22 protein-coding genes are annotated in these 23,955 nt (G+C 41.4%); 11 read left to right on the forward strand and 11 right to left on the reverse strand.

Going from position 1 to position 23,955, the window contains the following annotated elements; genetic code table 11:
* Positions 1-2: 2 nt before the first annotated feature.
* Positions 3-1,346: an NADP-specific glutamate dehydrogenase gene (gdhA, locus tag B3R63_RS08230; RefSeq protein WP_005019118.1), complete on the reverse strand. Its 1,344-nt coding sequence runs from the start codon at positions 1,344-1,346 to the stop codon at positions 3-5.
* 335 nt (positions 1,347-1,681) lie between these two features.
* Between gdhA and B3R63_RS08235 the strand changes: the two genes are divergently transcribed.
* Positions 1,682-2,482, forward strand: a complete 801-nt coding sequence (locus B3R63_RS08235) for an RnfABCDGE type electron transport complex subunit B (RefSeq protein WP_286729676.1) — start codon at positions 1,682-1,684, stop codon at positions 2,480-2,482.
* The gene (nth, locus tag B3R63_RS08240) at positions 2,479-3,195 is read left to right on the forward strand and encodes an endonuclease III (RefSeq protein WP_286729679.1); all 717 of its coding nucleotides are present in this window, start codon (positions 2,479-2,481) and stop codon (positions 3,193-3,195) included. Before B3R63_RS08235 ends, nth begins: the two co-directional genes overlap by 4 nt.
* A 7-nt stretch (positions 3,196-3,202) precedes the next feature.
* Here nth and B3R63_RS08245 read toward each other — a convergent pair whose 3' ends face one another.
* From B3R63_RS08245 to B3R63_RS08260, 4 genes are all read right to left on the reverse strand, one after another.
* Entirely contained in the window at positions 3,203-3,388 is a 186-nt protein-coding gene (locus B3R63_RS08245; protein ID WP_005019115.1) for a hypothetical protein, read from the reverse strand.
* 91 nt (positions 3,389-3,479) lie between these two features.
* Positions 3,480-4,139 carry an adenylate kinase gene (adk, locus tag B3R63_RS08250; RefSeq protein ID WP_005019114.1) on the reverse strand — a complete coding sequence of 220 codons (660 nt, stop codon included), beginning with the start codon at positions 4,137-4,139 and terminating at the stop codon, positions 3,480-3,482.
* 106 nt (positions 4,140-4,245) lie between these two features.
* Positions 4,246-5,559, reverse strand: a complete 1,314-nt coding sequence (locus B3R63_RS08255; protein WP_005019113.1) for a hypothetical protein — start codon at positions 5,557-5,559, stop codon at positions 4,246-4,248.
* A 60-nt stretch (positions 5,560-5,619) separates the two neighbouring features.
* Positions 5,620-6,132, reverse strand: coding sequence for a hypothetical protein (locus B3R63_RS08260; RefSeq protein ID WP_075040351.1), 513 nt, complete (start codon positions 6,130-6,132; stop codon positions 5,620-5,622).
* Between the two features lie 238 nt (positions 6,133-6,370).
* On the opposite strand from B3R63_RS08260, the gene mrdA reads away from it, so the two are divergent.
* Both mrdA and rsmD read left to right on the forward strand, forming a co-directional pair.
* The gene (gene mrdA, locus B3R63_RS08265) at positions 6,371-8,383 is read left to right on the forward strand and encodes a penicillin-binding protein 2 (RefSeq protein WP_286729683.1); all 2,013 of its coding nucleotides are present in this window, start codon (positions 6,371-6,373) and stop codon (positions 8,381-8,383) included.
* 2 nt (positions 8,384-8,385) lie between these two features.
* Entirely contained in the window at positions 8,386-8,937 is a 552-nt protein-coding gene (gene rsmD / locus B3R63_RS08270) for a 16S rRNA (guanine(966)-N(2))-methyltransferase RsmD (protein ID WP_286729685.1), read from the forward strand.
* Positions 8,938-8,956: 19 nt separating this feature from the next.
* Here the strand turns inward: rsmD and B3R63_RS08275 are convergent, their stop codons facing one another.
* A complete protein-coding gene (locus B3R63_RS08275; RefSeq protein WP_005027268.1) occupies positions 8,957-9,193 on the reverse strand; it encodes a hypothetical protein in 237 nt (78 codons plus the stop codon).
* 320 nt (positions 9,194-9,513) lie between these two features.
* On the opposite strand from B3R63_RS08275, the gene B3R63_RS08280 reads away from it, so the two are divergent.
* Together B3R63_RS08280 and B3R63_RS08285 are read left to right on the forward strand one after the other, a co-directional pair.
* Positions 9,514-10,275 (forward strand): 3-oxoacyl-ACP reductase, encoded by a 762-nt coding sequence (locus B3R63_RS08280; RefSeq protein ID WP_286729688.1) that lies wholly within the window; start codon positions 9,514-9,516, stop codon positions 10,273-10,275.
* A gap of 143 nt (positions 10,276-10,418) precedes the next feature.
* A complete protein-coding gene (locus B3R63_RS08285; protein WP_026055455.1) occupies positions 10,419-10,742 on the forward strand; it encodes a hypothetical protein in 324 nt (107 codons plus the stop codon).
* Between the two features lie 242 nt (positions 10,743-10,984).
* On the opposite strand, the gene B3R63_RS08290 is transcribed toward B3R63_RS08285, so the two are convergent.
* The gene (locus B3R63_RS08290; protein WP_101161161.1) at positions 10,985-11,566 is read right to left on the reverse strand and encodes a 1-acyl-sn-glycerol-3-phosphate acyltransferase; all 582 of its coding nucleotides are present in this window, start codon (positions 11,564-11,566) and stop codon (positions 10,985-10,987) included.
* Positions 11,567-11,848: 282 nt separating this feature from the next.
* On the opposite strand from B3R63_RS08290, the gene B3R63_RS08295 reads away from it, so the two are divergent.
* Positions 11,849-11,992, forward strand: coding sequence for a hypothetical protein (locus B3R63_RS08295; RefSeq protein ID WP_286729692.1), 144 nt, complete (start codon positions 11,849-11,851; stop codon positions 11,990-11,992).
* A gap of 221 nt (positions 11,993-12,213) precedes the next feature.
* Positions 12,214-12,711 (forward strand): copper resistance protein NlpE, encoded by a 498-nt coding sequence (locus B3R63_RS08300; protein WP_286729695.1) that lies wholly within the window; start codon positions 12,214-12,216, stop codon positions 12,709-12,711.
* 78 nt (positions 12,712-12,789) lie between these two features.
* Here B3R63_RS08300 and B3R63_RS08305 read toward each other — a convergent pair whose 3' ends face one another.
* Positions 12,790-14,394, reverse strand: coding sequence for an isocitrate lyase (locus tag B3R63_RS08305; RefSeq protein ID WP_005027281.1), 1,605 nt, complete (start codon positions 14,392-14,394; stop codon positions 12,790-12,792).
* Between the two features lie 577 nt (positions 14,395-14,971).
* On the opposite strand from B3R63_RS08305, the gene B3R63_RS08310 reads away from it, so the two are divergent.
* Both B3R63_RS08310 and B3R63_RS08315 read left to right on the forward strand, forming a co-directional pair.
* Positions 14,972-15,964 (forward strand): LysR family transcriptional regulator, encoded by a 993-nt coding sequence (locus B3R63_RS08310; RefSeq protein ID WP_005019090.1) that lies wholly within the window; start codon positions 14,972-14,974, stop codon positions 15,962-15,964.
* Positions 15,965-16,088: 124 nt separating this feature from the next.
* Positions 16,089-17,411 (forward strand): hemolysin family protein, encoded by a 1,323-nt coding sequence (locus B3R63_RS08315; RefSeq protein WP_005019087.1) that lies wholly within the window; start codon positions 16,089-16,091, stop codon positions 17,409-17,411.
* A gap of 343 nt (positions 17,412-17,754) precedes the next feature.
* Here the strand turns inward: B3R63_RS08315 and B3R63_RS08320 are convergent, their stop codons facing one another.
* Positions 17,755-18,261: a hypothetical protein gene (locus tag B3R63_RS08320; protein WP_248122095.1), complete on the reverse strand. Its 507-nt coding sequence runs from the start codon at positions 18,259-18,261 to the stop codon at positions 17,755-17,757.
* Between the two features lie 167 nt (positions 18,262-18,428).
* Positions 18,429-19,424, reverse strand: a complete 996-nt coding sequence (locus B3R63_RS08325; RefSeq protein ID WP_286729700.1) for an NAD(P)H-quinone oxidoreductase — start codon at positions 19,422-19,424, stop codon at positions 18,429-18,431.
* A 305-nt stretch (positions 19,425-19,729) separates the two neighbouring features.
* On the opposite strand from B3R63_RS08325, the gene B3R63_RS08330 reads away from it, so the two are divergent.
* Positions 19,730-22,132: a glycerophosphodiester phosphodiesterase family protein gene (locus B3R63_RS08330; RefSeq protein WP_286729703.1), complete on the forward strand. Its 2,403-nt coding sequence runs from the start codon at positions 19,730-19,732 to the stop codon at positions 22,130-22,132.
* Positions 22,133-22,321: 189 nt separating this feature from the next.
* Here the strand turns inward: B3R63_RS08330 and cysN are convergent, their stop codons facing one another.
* Positions 22,322-23,935: a sulfate adenylyltransferase subunit CysN gene (gene cysN, locus B3R63_RS08335; protein ID WP_286729704.1), complete on the reverse strand. Its 1,614-nt coding sequence runs from the start codon at positions 23,933-23,935 to the stop codon at positions 22,322-22,324.
* Between the last annotated feature and the right edge of the window lie 20 nt (positions 23,936-23,955).

Consider the following 23,955-nt stretch of genomic DNA (forward strand, 5'->3'; position numbering starts at 1 on the left):
ACTTAGTATACGCCCTGTGCCAGCATGGCATCAGCAACTTTTACGAAACCAGCAATGTTAGCACCATCTACATAATTGACAGTACCATCTTCCTGGGTGCCATATTTTACACAGTTTCGGTGAATCTCTTTCATGATCGCATGCAGACGCTCATCCACCTCTTCAAAGCTCCAGCCTAAACGCAGTGCATTCTGAGACATCTCTAAACCTGATGTAGCCACGCCACCTGCATTTGATGCCTTGCCTGGAGCATAAAGAATTTTTGCTTTAACAAACTCCTCTACTGCTTCAAGGGTAGAAGGCATGTTGGCACCTTCGGCCACACACATCACTCCATTGGCTAACAGTTGACGTGCATCATCACCATCGAGTTCATTTTGTGTAGCACATGGTAGTGCGATATCGCATTTAATTCCCCAAGGACGTTTACCTTCAAGATATTCAAATCCATGCTTGGAAGCGAATTCTGACATACGGCCACGCTTCACGTTTTTAAGTTCCATGACTTCTGCAAGTAATTCATCAGTAAAGCCATCTTTTACGTAGACAGTACCGTTTGAATCAGACAGGGATACTACTTTAGCACCCAAGAACATGGCCTTATCTGCAGCATATTGGGCAACATTACCAGAACCCGAGATTGCAACCACTTTACCCTGGAAAACCTCATTACGGGTTTTAAGCATTTCTTCTGCAAAATACACGGTACCGTAACCGGTAGCCTCGGGACGGGCCAGACTGCCACCAAATGACAGACCTTTACCCGTGAATACAGATGAAGTGTCATTGCTGAGTTTTTTCATCATGCCGGCCATGTAGCCAACTTCGCGACCGCCTACTCCAATATCCCCCGCAGGAATATCGGTATTTGAGCCTAAATGACGATAAAGCTCGATCATTAATGCTTGGCAAAAACGCATGATTTCGCCTTCTGACTTACCTTTAGGGTCAAAATCAGAACCGCCCTTACCACCACCCATTGGTAATGTGGTCAATGCATTTTTAAAAGTTTGCTCGAAACCAAGAAACTTAAGAATAGAAAGATTTACAGAAGGATGGAAGCGCATTCCACCTTTGAATGGCCCAATTGCTGAATTATATTGTACTCGAAATGCACGGTTAACCTGAGTTTGACCTTGGTCATCTACCCAGGAAACACGAAACTGGATAGCGCGTTCTGGTTCGACTAAACGCTCAAGCAGGCCATGTTCTGCATAACTTGGGTTCTTTTCAATAAAAGGCCATAAACTGGTCATCACCTCTTCTACAGCTTGTAAAAACTCTGGTTGATGTGGATCACGTGCTTTGACGTAGTCTAAGAAGTCGTTAAGGCTGTTATATTTCAACGCTTAGTCCTCTGCAGAAAGGTGATTCAAAATTGTGCAAAAATTTACTCAAAGTGATATATTTTGGCGCAAATTATTAAATATCGTTTACACTGCTAGCACAAGACTTTTTTAAAAAAAGTTTAATTAAAATGATAATTAAATTACTTTTTTTTATGAATTACATCACTTTTAATCATAATTCCGATCAGTTAATCACTTGTCAATATTACCCATTTACTGAAACATTACAGTGAAACTCGGCAAATTATAGCGCTGAGATATGTTAAAATACTATTTCCGATCAGGCATTTTTCTGCTTTTCCTGTTTTTTGCTGTGCACTTATGATTTGACCATGAATTCAACTATTTCCATGATTCGCCAAATTGATGCCCTTCTACCACAAACCCAATGCGGACTATGTGGGCATCGTGATGGATGCCTGCCTTATGCGCAGGCTATTGCTGAAGGTGAAGCCGCCAATAAATGCATTCCTGGGGGGCAGCCGGTAGCAGATGCTTTGGCAAAACTGCTCGATCGTGGAGCACTAAAAGCTGAAGAAAGTGTCTGGCCAATTCAGGCGGATGGACGTCCGCAACGCATGAAAGCAGTAATTCGTGAAGATGAATGTATTGGTTGTACCAAATGTATTAGCGCTTGCCCAGTGGATGCCATTATAGGCAGTGGTAAACTCATGCATACTGTATTGACTGACCTGTGTACAGGCTGTGAATTGTGTATTCCCCCGTGTCCGGTTGACTGTATTGACCTGATTGAAGATGTTCAGCCCTTGCCTACAGAAGATTTACGGATTCAGGAGCAGAACGATTTACGCCGTCGTTATTATGCGCATATCCAACGTGAGGAAACTCGACGGATGTATCGGAAAGGTCCTGTTGTACGTGCGGAGATCGACAGTGAACTGTTTGCACGCTTTTCCCAGCAGACTGATGCAGTTCCAGCGATTGAAGTAAAACAGAAAGATATATCTATTCGGAACACGGTAAGTGCACAGACAACAATTGAACTCGCCAAAATACGTACCCAGATTAAAAAACTGGAAAAACAGCTCTCTGTACGTGAAGATGCACACAAACAGACACAGCTGACAGAATTAAACCGGCAGTTACAGGCTCTACAGGAATCGTCAAAATGAGTACAGTAACTAGCAAACCTGTAAAAAAAATGAATAAAAAACAGGTTTATACTTTTTTTGAGCGTTTATGCCAGCAGCGTCCTCACCCTACCACCGAACTCAAGTTTTCTAGCCCTTTTGAGCTACTGGTTGCAGTTACACTTTCGGCTCAGGCTACGGATGTAAGTGTAAATAAAGCAACCGACAAACTTTTTCCTGTGGCTAATACGCCGGAGGCAATCTATGCCTTAGGTGTCGAGGGTTTAAAAGCCTATATCAAGACGATTGGACTTTATAATGCCAAGGCAGAAAATGTGATTAAAGCCTGTAAAATTCTGATTGAACAGCATAATGGCCAAGTTCCAGAAACTCGTGCAGAGCTTGAAGCTTTGCCTGGTGTAGGCCGTAAGACAGCCAATGTAGTACTCAATACCGCGTTTGGGCAACCGACCATGGCTGTAGATACTCATATTTTTCGAGTAGGTAACCGGACTGGCCTCGCACCAGGTAAGAACGTACTAGAAGTCGAGCAGCAGCTATTAAAAGTAATACCGAAAGAATTTATGGTTGATGCACATCACTGGCTGATTTTACACGGTCGTTACACCTGCATAGCACGTAAGCCAAAATGTTTTGAATGTGTGGTGGCCGATGTATGTAACTGGCCGGACCGTTATGCCTTGGGCGCAGAACAAGCCATCACCACATTAATTCCACAACTTTCAGATAAGTAAGATATTTTTATTTCTTCTGCTTTTGCTGTGCCTGAAGTTTAGGATGCAGTCGACGTTTAGGCGCTGGTCTGTTGGCTTTTTCCTGAGCTTCCTGCTTTTCTACAGCACGTAACATTTTTTGACTTTGATAAAGCAAGGCCAGCAAGATAATAAAAAAAACAATAACCAAGATAATCAAGCCAATTTTCAGCATTGATCCATCCTCTGCTCTGCATAAAATAAAAGAGCCCTAATATGGCTTAGGACCCTTTTAAAGTCAAAAGAATCTCGAGCTTACCCGAGTTTTATTTGGTCTGGTCTAAAATAGCAAACAGTTCAGTCTGAACTTCATCAATAGCACGCAAGCCATTTAATTTATTATAAGTTGGCGCATTTTCACCAGAGGCGGCACGGCCTTGATAAAAACCCACCAGCTGCTCAGTTTCAGTATGATATGAACCTAAACGCTTACGAATAGTTTCTTCAAGATCATCCGGACGCTGTACCAGATCTTCACCAGTTTCATCATCCTTACCTTCTACCTTAGGCGGGTTATAGACGATGTGGTATACACGGCCAGAGGCAGGATGCTGACGGCGACCAGAGAGACGTTTTACAATTTCTTCGTCCGGCACATCGATTTCAATGACATGATCGATGGCTATGCCTTCTTTTTCCAACGCTTCAGCTTGCGGAATGGTACGAGGAAAGCCGTCAAAGATACAACCATTTTCACAATCTGGCTGAGCAATGCGTTCTTTAACCAGCCCGATGATCAGCTCATCAGACACCAGACCACCAGCATCCATCACACTTTTAGCTTTAAGACCTAATTCAGTACCTTCACGAATTGCAGCACGGAGCATATCACCGGTTGAAATTTGTGGGATATTGTAGCGCTTACAGATCAACTGAGCCTGAGTGCCTTTGCCTGCTCCAGGTGGTCCGAGTAAGATAATGCGCATAAAAAAACATCCTCATTTTAACAATGTATTCGACATTTACATAATAACTAGCGTTGTAATTGTCATTTCTTGTGGCGACTCTTTATAAGAAGGAAGCCATCAACAATTATAAAAAGGCGACAAACAAATGTATTAAACCAGCGAAAAATCCGGTTACACCGCCCAATACAATCAGAATCCACTCATCTTCCTGAAACGCAGGGCGTAACAGGTTCTGGAATTCTTTAGGCGTCAATTCGCGAATACGGTCTCTAAACATTTGATAGATCTTCTGTGCACGGCTCGCATTGAATGCCGGGTCACACACAGGCACCATCGTAATTTCAATTGAGCGATCGATCAAGTCTGTCTTGAGTCTTGCGTATTCTTTTGGCCCTAAAGACAGCTGTAACGATGTCCGAACCAGCGGAGTTTCCATAATTTCATTAATATGACGTTTTACAATACGACGGGTTTTCTCTCTACGGGTACCGTACATCATTTCGGTCATAATCGATTTTAAAGTAATGAGGTCTTCAGTCACTACTCTTGCAAATACATCAGAAACTTCATCCTGACGCTTCATAAAAGCGCCTTGCATATTATAGCGGCCTATACGCAAGACAGGTACAATCCACGGGAATTTACGGTCTTTAGTTAAACGGAATAACTGTGGATAGCGAATGTAATGTGGCTCTACCGGGTTAAACACCATCCAGATTGCAATCCAGTTGGTCAGGAACCCCCAGATAGATGCCCAGAAAGGAACTGTCCAGTGCCAAGGTACTACAAACCAGACAATCATCTGGAAGATACCAAAAAACATGCCAATCAGGGCACTAATATGCCAGATAAAGTTAATCTCTTTCTGGCCAACTTTCAGAAACATGCGAACCATGAGCAAACGGTCACCTTCCATCTGGCGAACCACCATCTCACGCATATTAACTAGAGATTCTACATTCAGGGTAAGCTCAGTGACCAGGTCATGTAGAACAACCGGAAGCTGCTTGTGGGCCTGTGCGTAAATACGGCGTTTAATTGAATAAGGCAGGTTTTCCCAGAGCACAGCATTACGGTCCAGCATAACCTCATCAATCAGGTGTTCCAGTTCAAAACCAACCTGCTCACCAATAATACGTGCCATATCGGCTGGGTCCATTGCCTCGAGAAACTCTTGAAGCGACCCAAGTTTAGATAAGGTATTGTCAGTGATAATGCCCGAAATACGGCCAGCTTTACGCGGCACAATTCCCTGCCAGCCAATTGGAATAGGACCTAAGTAAAAGCCCCAGAAATTGATTGGATAAAACACCATTTTCAGTGCCATCCAGACATGGGCCCAAGTAACAAAAGCTGTGACAGGAATAATGCTGAGCACGGCCCAAAAATCAGGTCGATTTGAAAAGGTTTGCCACAGTTCACTGACGTACTCTAACATGCATGACTCTCGTATTTATTTCTATTCGCTAAATTATTCACGTTATCAAGTTCGCTATTTTTACTTCAGGCCAAAACTCAGGGTGTAAGAAAATTGTAGTTGAGGTTCAGTATCGGCAGTTACTTCACCCGCCTGGTTCTTAAATTTTTCTGCCGCTCCCAGTCCGACACTTAAGGTACTGATCCGTTCAGGACTGAGCCAGACATATGCTAAATCTATACCAGCACCTAAACGAGACTTGTACTCGTTATTCTTAAATTGACTGTCGAGATGTCCCAGATAGGCACCGATATAGTAACCGTTTTTAGCTTCTCCGGTGAAATAATATGGATAACGGAAGCCAACTTGGGCACCAAACGGATTATCATCGTCCAGAAAAACACCTGCTTTAGTGTAAGCAATACCATATTGATTAACCCATTCAGCATTTAGATGAAGAAGCTCTTGGGTTATCCCTGCGCCTACATTCCAGCTAGCAGCGTCCTCTGCTCCCAGCTTGGCCTGAAGTAAATTTTGGGCATGGGCAGCATTTACCAGCACAAAGAGTGCCAGTAAGGGATAGATTTTTCTCATTATTTTCTCCATTTTCCCTGTAAAAACAACAGCAGTCCAGCTGGCCTAATTCCTGACTTTAACAGAATTAATATGCTTGTTATATACAGCACTTTAGAATTTTGCTGTCTATAAAGTCAAAGAATGGGCAGCTTATTTATTTTTTACTTTATTTAAAAATAACTGATCATTCCAAATGATGATAGGCTAAAATAGCCGGTCATTTGTTCTCCCTGTACGTTTGGTCAAAGTACGCCGTATGAAGCAGCATTTCCCCCTTAAAAATGAACAGCAGGAAAAGCGGATTTATCGTAGCCGCATTTTCATCACAATGGGTATTGTGGCGTTCTTTTTACTTTTACTCGCAGGACATTACGCATATTTGCAGATTGCGCATTATGACGAGTTCAGTACAGCTTCAGATAAAAACCGTATTCGCCTGCAACCGATTGCACCTGCCCGCGGCTATATATATGACCGAAACGGTATTCTTCTGGCTGATAATTATCCGGTATTTTCAGCGACCATGAGCCGTGCAGATATCGAAGATATTGAGGCTACGCTGGCGCGTCTTACTCCAGTTTTAAGTCTGACTCCTGAAGATATTGCCCGTTTTGAAAGCCGAATCAAAGCTTCCAGAAAAACTGAACGTGTGGCAATCAAAATGAATCTGACCGAGACAGATATTGCCAAGTTTAGCGAATTAAAATATCAGTTTCCGGGAGTCAATATTGAAACCCAGATGACTCGTTATTATCCACATGGTGACCTATTTGCCCATGTTATTGGTTATGTGGGTCGGATTAATGATAAAGAACTTAAGAAAATTGATAAAGATCTGTATGCCGGCACCAACCTGATTGGAAAAATTGGTGTTGAAAAGTCCTATGAAGAACTGCTGCATGGTATTCCCGGGAACGAGTCAGTTGAGGCAGATGCACATGGTAATGTGTTACGCAATTTGGGACGTAAAGACCCAGTTCGTGGTAATGACCTTTATCTCTCTATTGATTATGGCCTACAAATGGTTGCCACGGAACAGCTGGCTGGCCGTCGTGGCGCCATTGTTGCCCTTGATCCTCGTACTGGTGAAATTTTGGCGCTGGTTTCCAGTCCCAGCTTTAATCCGAATTTATTTGTAACTGGTATCAGCCATACAGACTATAGCGGTCTCCGTGATAATCTGGACCAGCCTTTATATAACCGTGCCGTACAGGGAGCTTATCCTCCGGGTTCAACCATCAAACCCATGTTTGGATTAGGTGGTATTCATTATGGTTATGTCGACTGGAATACTGCTATTTCTGATCCGGGTTACTTTACTTTGCCCGGTGACAGCCACCGTTTCCGTGACCATAAAAAAACTGGTCATGGCATGGTAAATTTGCATAAAGCTCAAAATGTATCATGCGACACTTACTTCTATGTGCTCTCTTACCGTATGGGTATTGAGAAAATGAATGCCTGGATGCGTCAGTTTGGTTTTGGTGAAAAAACTGGCGTAGATCTGCCTAGCGAAAGCGAAGGTCTGTATCCTAATCCTGAATGGAAAATGCGTACCCGTAAAGCAAAATGGCTTAAAGGTGAAACAATTTCAGTCAGTATTGGTCAGGGTGCATTTACTGCCTCTCCCCTACAACTGGCTCTTGCCACAGCTATTACGGCCAATCAGGGCTCCCGGGTAACGCCTCATGTTTTACGTGAGACCCGCGGGACCAAAACTTACCATGTGCATAACGGCACCAATGGAAAAATCCAGTTTAATGGAACACCTGAAGACTGGATCAAGATGCGTGAGGCTATGGTGGACGTAATTCAAACCGGCACAGGTAAAGGAATCCGTAGTGGCCTGTCTTATCATATTGCTGGAAAAACAGGGACAGCACAGGTTAAAAGTATTGCTCAAGGCAAGCGTTATAATGAGTCTTTGCTTACTGAACGCCAGCTTGATCATGGCTTATTTGTAGGATTTGCACCGGCTGAAAATCCTGAAATTGCCATTGCAGTAGTTTGGGAAAATGGTCGTCATGGTGGTTCCGCTGCACAGCTCGCCCGCCCGATTTTCGATTACTGGCTGGTCAAAAAAGAGAAAAATCCGATCCGCCCAAGCGCACACCAGATCAGCGGTGGCTTGATGACTGCCGGTATTAAACCGGCAGAGCTACCTAGTGGTACTACAGGCCTCCCTGCACCTGAAACAGCATCCGGTACAAACCAGCCTGTTGTTCAATCCAATACGGCCAGCCGCGTACAAAATGTAGAGAGTGATTAAAGATGAAAAACCAGCTCCGCATTATTGGTGGTGAATGGAAACGGCGTCAGCTGCCATTTGCCAGTATTAAAGGCTTACGGCCCACCCCAGACCGGGTACGTGAAACGCTGTTTAACTGGCTCATGTGGGAAATCCAGAATGCTCATGTTCTAGATATCTGTGCAGGTTCCGGTGCACTTGCTTTTGAGGCTTTGTCACGTGGCGCCGCTTCAGTTGTTATGATTGAACCCAACACTATACAGGCCCGCTTCCTTCAGCAAAACCGTCAGCTGTTAAAAGCTGAAAACAGCCAGCTCAAGATTGCGACTGCACAATACGTTTTACCTACACTTCAACAAAGCTTTGATGTAGTGTTTTTAGACCCTCCCTATAGCTTGGACTTGTGGCAGGAACTTGCTGAGCTAGCTGATCCACTCATTAAAGATCAGGCTTATATTTATGTAGAAGCAGATCGGGAGTTACAGCAGCTCCAGTTGCCTGCGAACTGGCAACTGCTTAAGCAAACCAAGGCTGGTACAGTAAGAGCCGGTCTTTACCAGAAACAGAGTAAATAGCGCAGACCTAGTTCTATTGTTATGGCCGTAGGTTGCGGTTTCCCTGTAAACGGCTCCCCCGACCAGACTGGATAAGATTAGGTCGTGGCCGGCCATTTTTAACATCTTCAGTCATCCGGCTGTTTCCAGCCTGTAAATTAAAATGGTACACCGGTGAAGAAGATTTTACAGACTGTTCCGGATAATCATTCATATGCGCCGCAACAGCTCCACTGAATACCGCCATGGTTAACCATAGTAAGAACAGCTGCTTCATCTTACCTCCTGAATTACTTATTAATAAAAAATGAGTATGAAAGGGCTTTATGAAGAATCAGCCAATACAATGTTGCCGAATATTTCAGTCTCTTTAAGCTCTGCAAATTTTCTTCATTTTTTGTTCATTATTTATTTTTATATTAAATTACAGATATTTAAAATATTATTTCTAACTTCTAATTTAAAAGAAGAATTACAATGGCGTATATCAGCCCATTACAGGCCGAATGCGATTTCAACAGGATTTAAAATGGCTTTCATTTTTATCTCTTACCCATAAATTGCCATTTTAACTAAAAAGTTACAGGATAAAGTTATATGAATATTCAAGAACAGGTAGTACTGGTGACGGGAGGAGCCCGTGGTTTAGGCTTAGCGATCACTCAAGCATTAGTGAGTCAGGGAGCCCGTGTAGTAGTTAACTATATGAGCAGTCATGAAACAGCACGACAGTTACAACAAGATTTTCCAGAACAGATTTTTATTTATCAGGCTGATGTAACCAATTCTTCTCAGGTACAGGCCATGTTTAAAGCTGCTAAACAGCATTTCGGGCAGGCAGTTAACTCGGTCATCAATAATGCCTTGGTTCAATTTCAGTTTAATGGCGATGCGCGTCCCAAAATAGAAGAGCTAAGCTGGCAGACAATGCAAAGCCAGTTTGAAGGTGCAGTGAAGGCCGCACTAAATACTACGCAAGCTGCATTTACTGATATGAAAGCCGAACATTTTGGTCGTATTATCAATATTGGTACTAATCTGGTTCAGAATCCGGTAGTCCCCTATCATGACTATACTACTGCAAAAGCTGCATTATTAGCCTTTACTCGCACTGCTTCACATGATTTAGGGTCATATGGTATTAATGTAAATATGCTTTCTGGCGGCCTGTTACAAGCTACAGACGCCAGCCGAGCCACACCAGATGAAGTCTTTCAACTTATTGCAGCCTCTACACCACTACGAAGGGTAGTTACACCTCAAGAATTTGCAGATGCCATTTTAATGTTTTTGTCCCCATTTGCACGCGCAGTGACGGGCCAGAATCTGATTGTAGATGGTGGATTAGTTAAAGGGTAAGACGACTCTGTTTAATAAATTTAGGAATACTGCTGATTTATTCAACAAGCAAACACAAAATCCAGAAAATTTTACTGCTCTCAACAGCAGTATAAACAGGAAGTCGTTACAATACCGCCCTTTTTATGCTGCATGAAAAAGTAATGAAAATTTTAGCATTATTTTCCAGCCTAATCCTTTTGACTGGCTGTTCATTTGGCTCATCCGCTGAGCTTAAACGAGCAGAGAAGCTGTTCAGCCAGTTTGAATGCAATAATATTGAAAGTACTCAGATTACTCACAGCGATATTAATACTTATCACCAGCAGTCTCTTGGAGCCACTAAAGCCAAAGTAAGAAGCTATATAGAAAATTATAAGGATGGAGAAGCAGAGCTCGATATGCCTCTTGATGAAGTTGTAGCACAACAATATCAACTTTATAAGGCGGCTTGCGAATCGTTAGGAGGAATTAGTCCAGATGAATAAAGTGGGAGAATTTATAATTAAGGTTTTAAGACTTAATATCAAGCGCCTATTAAAAAATAACGGATACCATTATTGTTAAGCTCTCTGCTGCTTATACTTGGTGCTGAAATAACGTAATCACTCTTCAACCAACTAAACTGGTTTTATTATGCTAGAACAGGCCATTAGGACTACCATTAAGATATATTTTATAGAAAACAGACTTGAGTCTGTTTTCTATATTCAGGAAATAGTAAACAAAATTAATTCAGATAACGTACATCAACACTGAACTTTTCTGGAAATTTAGGCTCGATATTGGCATAAAACTGCATAATTTCCTGCATGTCCTGCTCATAATTTCCAGTCGGGTAAATGATTTTACCGACTCCTGCCCGTTTCTTTTTATAGTCCATATAAGCAAGAGCAATTGGAACACCGGCAGTCATTGCAATATGATAAAAACCAGTTTTCCAGTTTTCTTGCTTGGCTCGTGTGCCTTCTGGTGTTACCAGCATTACCAGATGAGGATGTTCTTTAAACAGGTCAGCCATCAGCTGCACCATACTTGCCCGGGCTTGCCCTTCTTTTTTTGGACTGCGGTCAATACCAATACCGCCCATAGCACGAACAAACGGTCCTAGAGGAAACTTCATATAACTGTCTTTAATAGTAATACGTACATTAACCCCTAAAACTTTTAAGGCCAGCCGGGCATAAACAGCATCCCAATTACTGGTATGCGGCGCAGCAATCATTACACACTGTTCAAGACCTTGTGGCCATTGGTTATCTGTTTCCCACCCCATCAGGCCCAAGCTATATTCTGCAATTTTTCTTAACACTCAAGCTTACCCACTTTCTAAAAGGAGGCAGATTCTAACAATTTATTCTGTATAAAAGAGGGAGATTCAATCCAAATTTGATCAAAATACATGCAATTAATATATATATGTATAAATTTAATTTTATCTGATCCAAGACTAATATAAGAATAATTTGCGAAATAAAATAGCGTTATTTTAGACCTAACATTGCTTAACACTTAAATACAGATCTCTACTCGTGACACAGACTTAATACTTCTATATTGAATCTATAAAATAGCCATGTTAGAGGTAATTCTTATGACTACACCAAACGCTGCGAATGATAATCCGCATATTCAGCATACGGACAATACTCATGAAAAATTTTCTGAAAAAGAAGAACAACAGAAAGAACAACAGCAGAAAGAAATTGATAAAGGAATTCCTCAGAAGCAGAAATAACTTTGTACCAAGCTTCTATCTAGTTGACCAGATCATTCCAACATAACAAAATTAGTTAAAGACAGGCCAGTTTTGGCCTGTAACTATTTTAGTAGCATTTTATTTACAGTGTTGTAGTAATTTCTAATGATGACCTATAAGTCGAAATACTTACTCTATTAAAATACTTATATCAATTTATCTATATAAATTATTTATTCACGAACTGCCAAGAGGGAATAATGAAAAAGACTATCTGTATTTTTACGATCTCATCTATTTTCTTTACGGCCTGTAGTACAAATGAGCAGGCTACTCAACATTCTGAAAAAGATAATGATCGACATGCTACTACTGTAATGACGCCTACTCCATCGACTTCTCGTAAAGCTCAAATGGCGGATAGCGCCCATAATGTTGAAAACTCACTCGACTGGGAGGGTGAATATGAAGGTATATTACCTTGTGCTGACTGCGAAGGCATTAAAACAGAGCTGGAACTGCATGCCGATAAAACTTATGAATTGACAGAAGAATATTTAGGTAAAGGGCCAAATAACAAATTTAAGGTGCGTGGGCTGTTCCATTTTGATGCTGCCAACCCTTCTTTAGTTGTACTGGATCAGGCTAGTGATCAGCGTAAATATTTTATTGGTGAAAGCTTTGCTGAATTGCGCGATCGCATTACTGGTGAAAAAATAGATAGCAAACTGAATTACACCTTGAAGAAAGAGTTTTAAAAAAATTTATTTTAGTTCTTTAACGTCGACCAAATAAAAACCCCGCAGAAGCGGGGTTTTTTTGAACCAGCTTAAACCTTAGTGGTTAGCAAACTGGTTCATTGTATTTTTCGCATCGTCGCCCGCTTTAAGCGCGTTATCACCAGCGAAAATTTCTTTATGATCATCACCGATATCAGAACCCGCCATTGCTTGGTGTTTCACACAAGCGATGCCACCACGGATTTCTTTGCGCTGTACACCAGCAACATAAGCCAACATGCCTTCAGAACCGAAGTAACCTTGAGCCAGCTCATGAGTAGAGAGCGCAGCTGTATGGTAAGTCGGCAATGTGATCAAGTGATGGAATACACCTGCTTCACGAGAAGCATCTGCCTGGAAGGTACGGATTTTCGCATCAGCTTCGGCAGCCAGTTCAGAATCGTCATACTCAGCGCTCATCAATTTAGCGCGGTCATATGCAGAAACGTCCTTACCTTCAGCAACCCAACGGTCGTAAGCTTGTTGACGGAAGTTTAAAGTCCAGTTGAACGATGGAGAGTTGTTATAAACAAGCTTCGCATTTGGAACAACTTCTTTCACACGGTTAACCATGTGTGCAATTTCTTCAACGTTTGGCGTTGCAGTCTCGATCCACAGCAAGTCAGCACCGTTTTGCAGACTGGTTACACAGTCAAGTACAACGCGGTCGATTTGAGTACCTTCACGGAACTGGTACAGACCAGATGCCAAACGTTTAGGACGGTGTAATTTACCATCACGTTTAATCAGGATTTCATCTTCTTGAGCTTCAGAGATATCAATTTCAGTTGTATCCAGGTAGCTGATGTATTGAGAAGCGATGTCGCCTGGCTCTTTAACCACTGGGATTTTTTGAGTCAGGTCAGCGCCTTCAGAGTCAGTACGTGCAACGATGATACCATCTTCAAGACCCATTTCCAGGAATGCATAACGAAGCGCGTGAATTTTTGCAATAAAGTCTTCATGTGGAACTGTTACTTTACCAGCCTGGTGACCACACTGTTTCGCGTCAGAAACCTGGTTTTCGATTTGAAGTGCACAAGCACCCGCTTCGATCATTTTCTTGGCAAGCAGGTAAGTTGCTTCTTCATTACCAAAACCAGCATCGATGTCAGCAATAATTGGTACAACATGAGTTTCGAAGTTATCAATCTGGCTAGTAATTTCAGCAACTTTTGCAGAATCACCCGCTTCTTTAGCTTTATTTAAAGCACGGAACAGATCATTCAGTTCTTTCGCATCGGCTTGACGCAAGAACGTATAGATTTCTTCGATCAATGCAGGAACAGAAGTTTTTTCATGCATAGACTGGTCAGGAAGTGGACCGAACTCTGAACGAAGTGCAGCAACCATCCAACCAGACAAGTAGATATAGCGACGTTCAGTTGTACCGAAGTATTTTTTGTTCGCAATCATTTTTTGTTGTGCGATGAAACCGTGCCAGCAACCCAAAGATTGAGTATATTTGCTAGAGTCAGCATCATAAGCAGCCATATCACGACGCATAATAGCAGCTGTATATTTAGCAATATCTAAACCGGTTTTGAAACGGTTTTGTAGTTGCATACGAGCAGCATCTTCTGGGCTGATATCACGCCAAGTGTCGCCAAATTTAGCTTTTAATTCACGTACTGCATCTATCGCTGTTTGATATGTAGTCATGATATTTTCCTGTATTCATTTTAGGAGTTCATCAATCGAGGTACTAAATCATACTCGGTATAATTTGTTTAGATTTAGAACACTTCGTTACGATGAACACAGCTTAGTGGTGATAAAAAAATTAATCCAATATTCTCCACTGATTTTCAATATTTTTTTAGAAAATACCTAGATCAAAGTCGTATTATAATTATGTTTCAACATATTATATTATTGTTTTTATTAAATTATTTTAAATAAGATTTGACTTTTAATGTTTAATATTTAGCCATTTTTTGTTTATTAGACTTAAGTGGAGTACTTTTATAGTTCCAAGTAGGGCTTACAAATTAAGAGAAAAAATTATCATTCAAGGTTTTTTATAAAAATACATTTGTATATAAATTAAACTTTTAAATTTTTACTACATCTAAAGTTAAATAATTATTCTAATCAATAAAATTGGATTTTTACTGATTAATACTTTTTAAACTTATTGAGATTATTTATCTGAATTTTTCAGTGCTTTTAGCACAAATATATTTAACTGTGGCATAATTCAATATGATTTAACATTTTTATTTTCGGTATTTATTTTATGAATCTTGAGCGGGTAGACCTGAATCTACTAATTTATCTTGATGTCCTTCTTCGCGAAAAAAATGTAACTCGTGCAGCAGAACAACTCGGGGTAACCCAGCCCGCCATGAGTAATATTTTACGTCGTTTACGTAACCTGTTCAATGATCCACTGCTGATCCGTTCATCTGAGGGTATGACCCCGACTGAACGTGCTTTAGAGTTACAGCCGCGTATTCGTGATGCGCTGGCTGATCTTTCCATGATTCTGGAGCCACGTACCGAATTTCGTCCTTATACGTCTAATCGCGTATTTCGCATTATGACTTCAGATTATGCTGAAGCAACCTTGGTACCACGTCTGGTCAAGGCCTTGCGCTCAGAAGCACCTAATGTTGTGCTGGACTTCTTAACACCAAGCGATGTGTCTTACCGTGATATGGAGCAAGGTAAAGTTGACTTGGCCATTAACCGTTTTAATGAGATTCCACAGAGTTTTCATCAGGTACTGGTGTGGCGTGACAGTTATTCTTGTCTGCTGAATAACAAGCATCCCGCCATGAACAATCTGAACCTGAAAAGTTATCTGGATGCCCAGCATATCTGGGTGTCTAAAACAGGTATGGGCGTTGGTTTTGGGGTGAATCCTGAGAAACAGGCCGGACTGGGCTGGATTGATCAAGCTTTAGAACGTATTGGCCAGAAACGCAAGATTTCAGTTTTTACCCGGCATTACCAGATGCCGGCGCTCTTGGCTGCAAATGTTGATCTGATTGCGACATTACCAACACGTATCGCACGTCTACAGGCGAAAAGCCAAAATCTGATTATTAAAGATCCGCCATTTTATATTCCTGAGTTTGAGCTGAAGATGGCATGGTGCCCGCTTTTGCATCATCACCCTGCCCATCGCTGGTTACGTCAGTTAATTTTATATGTAGCCCGTCAGATGATTGAAGATGAAAACCGAGAATTTCTGATGAATAATTCACAATTATCACCTCATTACTAGAGAGTAAATTTCTTTATTTTCTATTTTTCGGTTTATACTCTAAGGCTTAAGGAGAATTCTTATTCCTTAAGCCTTTTTTGTGTTAAAACAATTTCATAATAACGATGAATCACACAGGTGTCTTGTGAGCCTTTTTCAAAATATTGTCATCATTATTCTCCTGATCATTGGTGCAGGTTTTCTCTCATTAACTGAAATTGCACTGGCTGGCGCTCGTCGGGTCAAGCTCAAGATTCTGGCAGAATCCGGAGACGAGCGGGCAACTAAAGTTTTAATGTTACAAGAGCAGTCGGCAGACTTCTTCGCAGCTTCCCAAATTGGTCTAAATGCGGTAGCAATTTTAGGTGGTATTTTGGGTGAGGCTGCTTTCCGCCCTTATTTTGTAAATCTGATTGACCGTTTTTATGAAGGGCCCTGGACAGAAACGATAGGTTTTGCTCTTTCCTTTACGCTGGTAACTTCACTTTTTATTCTGTTCGCAGATCTCATGCCAAAACGTTTGGCCATGATTGCGCCTGAGAAAATTGCTGTTTCGGTGATTAATCCTATACAGATTTTTATCAAGGTCTGTAAACCTTTGGCTTGGTTCATTAATGCAATTGCCAATACTTTGTTTCGGCTATTTAAAGTAAATACCACCAGGGAAGACAATATTACTTTTGATGATATTTCTGCCGTAATGGATGCAGGTGCACAGGCGGGTGTCTTGCAAAAACAGGAACATCATTTTATTGAAAATGTTTTTGAGCTAGAAGAACGTAACGTACCCTCAAGTATGACCACCCGCGAAAATGTGGTGTACTTTACTTTAAAAGAGTCCGAAGCCAGCATTCGTCAGAAACTGGCAGAATATCCCTATTCAAAATTTCTGGTTTGTAATGAACATATCGATGAAGTAATTGGCTATGTAGACGCCAAAGATATATTGGTACGAATTTTAAATAACCAGTCCCTGCTTCAACTCAATGAAAATACCATACGTACTGTATTGACCATACCAGATTCGCTAACGCTTTCTGAACTGCTTGACCGTTTTCGTTCAACCAAAGAAAAGTTTGCAGTTGTTATTAATGAATATGCCTTGGTGGTTGGGGTAATCACTTTAAGTGATATTATGATTACTGTTATGGGGGATTGGGTGACGCCACTTGAAGAAGAACAGCAAATCATTAAACGGGATAATAATTCCTGGTTAATTGATGGCAGTACCCCCATCGAAGATTTGAAACATGCCCTCGAAATTGATGAAATGCCGGATGAAGACAACTATGAAACCTTAGCTGGTTTTATGATGTACCAGCTCCGCAAGATTCCACGCCCTGCCGATGTAGTAATTTATACCAACTACAAGTTCGAAGTCGTGGATGTTGACCATTTCAAAATAGATCAGCTTCTAGTGACCCGTATGCTGGAACCCAACGCTACGCCTTCTACAGAGCAGGAATAAGAGAATTTTATAGGAATAAAAATAACAGGAGATTTACCTACCTGTATTTCTCTAATTTTTTCTGCCATCTAACGTGTGGCATAAATGATTAGATAAAGAGAAGTTATTTAAGCTTTACGGCTTGCTAGCTCATTTTTCTTGAGCTTCGTTGACATCATATAGCTATAAACTTAAGCAGTTGGCAAATTAGCTTAACCGCCTTAAAGCAATTAACTGGAAGTATATAATTTTCAATTAACTGGCCGATTTAATTATGCAGTTTTTATGAATTATAAATAATTATAAAATCATATTCATAAGGACATTAAAAAAGAGCCAGCTGGCTCTTTTTGCATGAAATGATTTATTGCAGATTCAGCAAAGTATCGAGTACTGCCTCATAATGAATCTGGATATCTTCTGATAAGATTTTATAGGCATTGTCAAACTGTACCATTGGCCAGCCTTCTTTCCAGAATGGAAAGATATTATGCAGGTCATGAGTCACTACTGCTTCTTCGCGGATAATTGCCTGAGCTACTTGTGCCAATACCTGAGCAGTTTGTGCCCCATCAATTGCCATGTAATCGATTCCGTGTGCTTTAAGAATACGAATACGGTCTTTCTTATAGCGAATTTTTTTGGCCTGGGCCTCATTTAGGTTTAGTGCAAGGGTTACCGCTTCAACAAAATTATTTTCAAAAGCCTGATTCAGTGCAATCAGAGCATCCCGATGACTTTCCTGACGTCCAGCCTTGCCACCGGAACGAATGATTTCTTTTGCCTGTGTATCTAAGGCATCATTTTTCATGGCATTTAGAATATCCAGTTTTTCAATATCGCTAAGCTGTTCGGAAGAGTGTTCAGTCATGGAAAGTCCTTGGACAATATACTAAACGCTTATTTTGACATAAAATGACTTCTGAAAATGTGATTTTAGATATGGGACCGTATTTAAATTCATGTTTCTCTCTATTTTAAATTTCATGGTGAGAAAAAACCGCCTAACAGGCGGCTTTTTAATAACAAAAATACAGATTAGAGTACTTCTACTACAACTTTGCCTACATGTTCGCCCGTATCCATTGCTGCATGAGCATCTTGTATCTGATCGAACTTAAAGGTCTGATAAATCATTGGCAAACACTCACCTTTTTCCAATAAAGGCCAAACATGCTGTTTTAGACCTTCAGTAATGGTCTGTTTTTCTGCAGTATTGCGTGCACGCATGGTCGAACCAGTAATAGTCAGACGTTTCATCATAATATGGCCAAGGTTTATTTCTTTGGCTTTACGTCCACCTAAAAAGGCCAGATAAACCAAACGACCATCTTTACGCAGCAGGTTCAAGTTACGTTCAAGATAGGGTGCCCCAACAATATCCAGTATCACGTCTATACCGCTCTTGTCAGTCTTCTCAGTAATGTAGCTTTCAAAGTCTTGGGTTTTATAATTAATCGCATCTGTCAGATGCGCAATTGCTGCAACTTTTTCATCACTGCCGACTGTGGCGAAAGTTTTAATGCCTAGTGCCTTACATAACATTAAGGCTGTAGTACCAATACCACTGGTGCCACCATGAATCAGTACAGTTTCTCCTGCTTTGGCTTTACCCATCTGAAACAGGTTAGCCCAAACCGTAAAAAATGTTTCTGGAATAGCAGCAGCCTGAACTAGGCTGACTCCTTCTGGAACCATCAGGGTCTGGGTTTCAGGTACTACACAATATTCGGCATAGCCGCCACCATTGGTAAGTCCACAGACCTGATCACCTACTTTAAACTGAGTTACGTCTGTACCTACTGCTTCGACCACACCAGCCACTTCCAGACCAGGAACCGGAGTGACCCCTGCAGGCATCGGATAAAGTCCCTGACGTTGCAGGATATCTGGCCGGTTAATTCCGAAAGCATGAACCTTGACTAAAACTTCATCAGCTTTTGGTACTGGAATAGCAACACTTTCATAGGCCAGCTTTTCTGGGCCGCCCGGTTCAGTAATAATGACCTGTTGCATGGTGGTTTGCTGTGACATGATCTTTCCCTATCTGTTACTGTTCAAGTTTCTAGCTGCTATTTGAACATATAAATTTGCCACAATGAAGCTTAGCCGGACTTATGTATACATTTAAACAGTAACCGGCAGATTACCGGTTTTCACTCCACTTATTTACATTCCCCGCATAAAACATTAGCTATCAGCATACTTGTGTCTCATCCATATGAAATTAATAAAACTTTAATATGTAAGAATTTTTTAAATAACTGCTGAATCCATCTACTTGTCATTTTAGTGCTCTAGCCTTCTGGCCCGAACTATAACTAAAACTGAGGTTACTCATGAAATTTGCCAAGTTGAGCTTTACTATCTTGCTGGTTCTGGGCCTTGTCGCCTGTAATGATGATCACGACTCAAGTGGAAATAACGGCTCGAATGATACGCCAGTAGTGACTCCTCCAGCTCCAACTCCCACCGACCCAAGTGAAGAAGTACCACAACCCAAAATTTACATTGATGAAACTTTTGACCAGCTGTCCGCACTTCCGGCAGGCTGGATTGCCCCTAAAGCAAATGCGGGAAAAGTTTATATAGAAAATGGCAGCCTATTTATTGATGGCCGGGCTAATGATACCCAGATGACTTCGGTTATCTTGCCTGAAGAATTGCAGAAATTACGCGACTATCGGATCGATATTGAGTTTAGCTACCCCGAAAAAAATAATGCTACCCGCTGGGGCAGTATTATGTATCGTGCAGCTGATGCTTTAAGTGAACCGGCATTTACACCTTATTACCAGTTTGCAATTCGTGCCGAGGCAACTGGAGCAAGTGGTGTAGAACTGGCATTACGACAGCCTACCAATGCATGGAATGTTTTACAAAAAGGGGCCTATAAAGAAAATATTGAAGGTAATAGAACCTATAAAGCCACGGTAGTCGTATCCGGCAACCGGGTACGCCATTATCTAGATAATAATCTGATCCACGATACCACTTTACCTTACAACCTGAACCAGGGCGGAATAGGACTCTCGACTGCGGGTCTCTTGATGCGGGTAGATAGTATCAGGGTTACCCAACAGTTGGATGCCTTGCCTGAATCAAATAAAGTTACGCCTATAGCCGAGCAGAGCCTGCCGGTTTCTATGGCACCCACTTTGATTCAACCCGCCTCAACTCAAGGAGTGATTTCAAATGCTGTAAGCCAAGTTTATTATCAGCTGGACGATCAGTTAAATATTCTTGATACATCCAATAAAAAAATCACTTCTCTAAAAGATTATTTAGGTGATCCTAAACGTAACACCATGCCCCTGTTCAGCATTAAAAACGAGTCAACAATTGAACATTTAAAGGTATTTTCAGATTCAGTTGATATTGCAGACATTACGTTAAGTTCAGACAACGTCGAGCTACTACGTAAAGCCCGTATCAGCCTGCCCACAGTACGGACTGCACTGGATTATTCAAAACAGCTAAACCTGACCAATAGCGTAAAAGATATTGTCACTATTACTCATAACACCAATACGGCTTTGGCAAAAATTATAATTTTACCTGAGCAGCTTGTGAATGATATCACTGTTAGCCATTTACAACGGTTATTGCTTACACCGTGGGCTTATAGCACCACTACTGATCCGGTAAAGGCTGCCAGGATTCTTACAAGTGGGGTTAATGGAATTATTGCTACCTCTCCTGATGTATTTCAGAACATCATGAAAAATATGAAACCAAATACTCTGCTTCGCAAACCGCTTATTACCGGTCACCGTGGTATACCGGCACTTGATGATGAAAATACTCTAGAAGGTGCATTAAAGGCCGTTGAAGTAGGAGCAGATGCAGTTGAAAACGATATCTATCTGACTACTGACGGTCATATTGTCATTATGCATGATGGGTCAGCGAAACGGACAACTGGGGTAGACCGTAATATTGAAGATATGACATTAGCTGAAGTACGTCAGCTTCGTACACTAGGCTATAACCGTACTGTACCTACTTTAGAGGAATTTCTGGACGCTTTAAAAACTCATAAGAATGTAATGCATTTTATTGAAATCAAAAGTTCCAAACCAGAAATTGTACCTGCATTAAAAGCTTTGTTAGATAAACATGATGTTTATGATCAAGTCGTGGTGATCAGTTTTAATGGGCCTCAACTTTTAAAGATGAAAAATATTTTACCGGGTGTGTCTACCGGTTTTCTAACCAACACTCCTACCGCAGAAAGCGATATAGTCAATACACGTCGTATCCTAGATGCAACGCAGCAGTATTCCTCTACCTTTAATCCATCCTATAATGGGTTGTCTACCAATTTAATGAACATGGCCAAAGACCGGGGTGTAACCTTCTGGCCATGGACTTTCCGTACAAATAAGGCCGATTTCAACCGGATGTATATTGCAGGAACTCATGGTTTAACCACTGACTACGCTCATGATGCATCAGACTTTGTGGTAAAACTCAAAGTCCCTGCTCAGGTTAATGCCAGCACTGGCAAGCCTGTCAGTATTCAGGGTGAAAAGATTACGCAGAAAGGCCAAGTTAGCAATATTACTTTTAGTCAGATGCTGCTATTACCTACTTCCGGAAAATACAGCCAGAATGCGCAAGGGCAACTGAGTTTCTCTGAGAAAGGGACAGCTTACGTTATGCCGAGCTATACCTATAACATTGACACAACCAGTCAATATACAATTTATGCACCACCTGTACAGGTAAATGTTCAGTAATCTTTTTTTTAAATTAAAAACCAGACTGGTTCGCCGGTTTGGTTTTTCTGATGTATAAGTAAAAGTAATCAAATTAGAAATCCATCGATTAAAATAAAAGTTTTCAATACGGAAATTTAATATTTTTATAAGTATGCTTTTAATAAAAAAACCCGCCATTAAGACGGGTTTTCTTAAAATAGTTGAGTCTTATAGACGAACTAATTCGACAATTTTATCAGCCAGCTCTTCAACCGTATCTAAATTGAGCTTAACATCAGCACTTTCTGTAATATCTGTAATCACTACAATACCTGTTTCACGTAACAGGATTGCCTGCTCTGCCGTTAAGCCAACCTTAGCAAGTGCAACTATGCCCTGCTGCATGAGTAGACTTTCCAGCCCTTGAGCATGTTCAAGTACTTGTGTATTTACACTCACAACCGCAGGTTTTTGACCTAAACGTGCAGCACGGTCTTCTGCAGTAACTGGCTTGGCATTGGCATTCCACTCAACGGCAGATTCAACCATACCTGCTCCAACTGTCACATTGCTCAGACGATCAATAAAAATAAATGCACCGGTATAGCGGCTGTCCTGGTAACGGTCAAAGACTACAGGTGCATCAAATTCCACTGTTACATTGGCAATTGCATTAAGTTCAAGCTGTTCCACCTGAGTTTGCTCAAGCGTATTCACATTGACGCGATAATTAATCTCGGTGACTTTGGCTGGAACAGTTTGTGTGCCTAGCTTGATATTATAAAGCTTGCCTTTTACAAGAGGCTGGTCAGTCATCCATACGACAGTAGCACGTACAGAACGTGAGATTTCTGGCTGGTCACCTGCTTTAACAATCAGGTTACCGCGGGAAATATCAATCTCATCATTTAAGGTTAAAGTGACTGCCTGCCCTGCAACTGCCTGCTCAAGATTACCATCATAGGTCACGATTTCTTTAACTGTTGATCGTTTACCTGATGGTAAGGCAATGATTTCATCACCCACATTTACCGCGCCTAATGCAATCGTACCAGCAAATCCACGAAAATCCAGATTTGGACGGTTTACGTACTGCACTGGAAAACGGAATTCCTGCTTAGCAGAATTACGGTTGATCTCTACATTTTCCAGCGTCGCCATCAGGGTCTGGCCCTTATACCATGGGGTATTGGCTGATGGGTTGACTACATTGTCACCATTTAATGCTGAAATCGGCGTAAAGATAATATTAGCCGGTTTACGGTCGCCCAGCTGATTAACAAAATCATTGTACTCAGCCTGGATCTCGTTAAAACGGGCTTCAGAAAAGTCCACCAGGTCCATCTTGTTAATGGCAACAATAATATTTTTAATACCTAACAGGCTGGCGATATAGCTGTGACGGCGGGTTTGGGTCTGTACCCCATAACGTGCATCAATCAGAATAATGGCAAGGTCACAGGTCGAGGCTCCGGTTGCCATATTCCGAGTATACTGCTCATGTCCCGGTGTATCGGCAATAATGAATTTGCGCTTTTCTGTTGAGAAATAACGGTAAGCGACATCAATGGTAATGCCCTGCTCGCGTTCTGCTTGTAGACCGTCAACCAGAAGAGCCAGATCCGGTGCATCCCCTGTAGTGCCGACTTTTTTACTGTCGCGGGTTACTGCCTGTAACTGATCTTCATAGATCAGCTTTGAATCAAATAATAGGCGGCCAATTAAGGTACTTTTACCATCGTCAACATTACCGCACGTCAAAAAGCGTAGAAGGTCTTTTTGCTCGTGCTGTTTAAGGTAAGCCAGAATATCCTGGCTAATCAGTTCAGACTGATGAGACATACATCACGCTCCACAAATTT

The organism is Acinetobacter sp. UBA1297, from assembly GCF_002307755.1.
Lineage (GTDB): Bacteria > Pseudomonadota > Gammaproteobacteria > Pseudomonadales > Moraxellaceae > Acinetobacter > Acinetobacter radioresistens.

Excerpts from the sequence above, each read along its gene's own strand:
- B3R63_RS08300 (WP_286729695.1), top strand. The coding sequence starts at position 12,214 with ATGAAAAAGACTATCTGTATTTTTACGATCTCATCTATTTTCTTTACG.
- B3R63_RS08295 (WP_286729692.1), top strand. The coding sequence starts at position 11,849 with ATGACTACACCAAACGCTGCGAATGATAATCCGCATATTCAGCATACG.
- adk (WP_005019114.1), bottom strand. The coding sequence starts at position 4,139 with ATGCGCATTATCTTACTCGGACCACCTGGAGCAGGCAAAGGCACTCAG.
- B3R63_RS08280 (WP_286729688.1), top strand. The coding sequence starts at position 9,514 with ATGAATATTCAAGAACAGGTAGTACTGGTGACGGGAGGAGCCCGTGGT.
- B3R63_RS08245 (WP_005019115.1), bottom strand. The coding sequence starts at position 3,388 with ATGCTGAAAATTGGCTTGATTATCTTGGTTATTGTTTTTTTTATTATC.
- B3R63_RS08255 (WP_005019113.1), bottom strand. The coding sequence starts at position 5,559 with ATGTTAGAGTACGTCAGTGAACTGTGGCAAACCTTTTCAAATCGACCT.
- nth (WP_286729679.1), top strand. The coding sequence starts at position 2,479 with ATGAGTACAGTAACTAGCAAACCTGTAAAAAAAATGAATAAAAAACAG.
- B3R63_RS08325 (WP_286729700.1), bottom strand. The coding sequence starts at position 19,424 with ATGTCACAGCAAACCACCATGCAACAGGTCATTATTACTGAACCGGGC.
- cysN (WP_286729704.1), bottom strand. The coding sequence starts at position 23,935 with ATGTCTCATCAGTCTGAACTGATTAGCCAGGATATTCTGGCTTACCTT.
- B3R63_RS08305 (WP_005027281.1), bottom strand. The coding sequence starts at position 14,394 with ATGACTACATATCAAACAGCGATAGATGCAGTACGTGAATTAAAAGCT.
- B3R63_RS08330 (WP_286729703.1), top strand. The coding sequence starts at position 19,730 with ATGAAATTTGCCAAGTTGAGCTTTACTATCTTGCTGGTTCTGGGCCTT.
- mrdA (WP_286729683.1), top strand. The coding sequence starts at position 6,371 with ATGAAGCAGCATTTCCCCCTTAAAAATGAACAGCAGGAAAAGCGGATT.
- B3R63_RS08310 (WP_005019090.1), top strand. The coding sequence starts at position 14,972 with ATGAATCTTGAGCGGGTAGACCTGAATCTACTAATTTATCTTGATGTC.
- B3R63_RS08235 (WP_286729676.1), top strand. The coding sequence starts at position 1,682 with ATGAATTCAACTATTTCCATGATTCGCCAAATTGATGCCCTTCTACCA.
- B3R63_RS08285 (WP_026055455.1), top strand. The coding sequence starts at position 10,419 with ATGAAAATTTTAGCATTATTTTCCAGCCTAATCCTTTTGACTGGCTGT.
- B3R63_RS08275 (WP_005027268.1), bottom strand. The coding sequence starts at position 9,193 with ATGAAGCAGCTGTTCTTACTATGGTTAACCATGGCGGTATTCAGTGGA.
- B3R63_RS08320 (WP_248122095.1), bottom strand. The coding sequence starts at position 18,261 with ATGACTGAACACTCTTCCGAACAGCTTAGCGATATTGAAAAACTGGAT.
- rsmD (WP_286729685.1), top strand. The coding sequence starts at position 8,386 with ATGAAAAACCAGCTCCGCATTATTGGTGGTGAATGGAAACGGCGTCAG.
- B3R63_RS08260 (WP_075040351.1), bottom strand. The coding sequence starts at position 6,132 with ATGAGAAAAATCTATCCCTTACTGGCACTCTTTGTGCTGGTAAATGCT.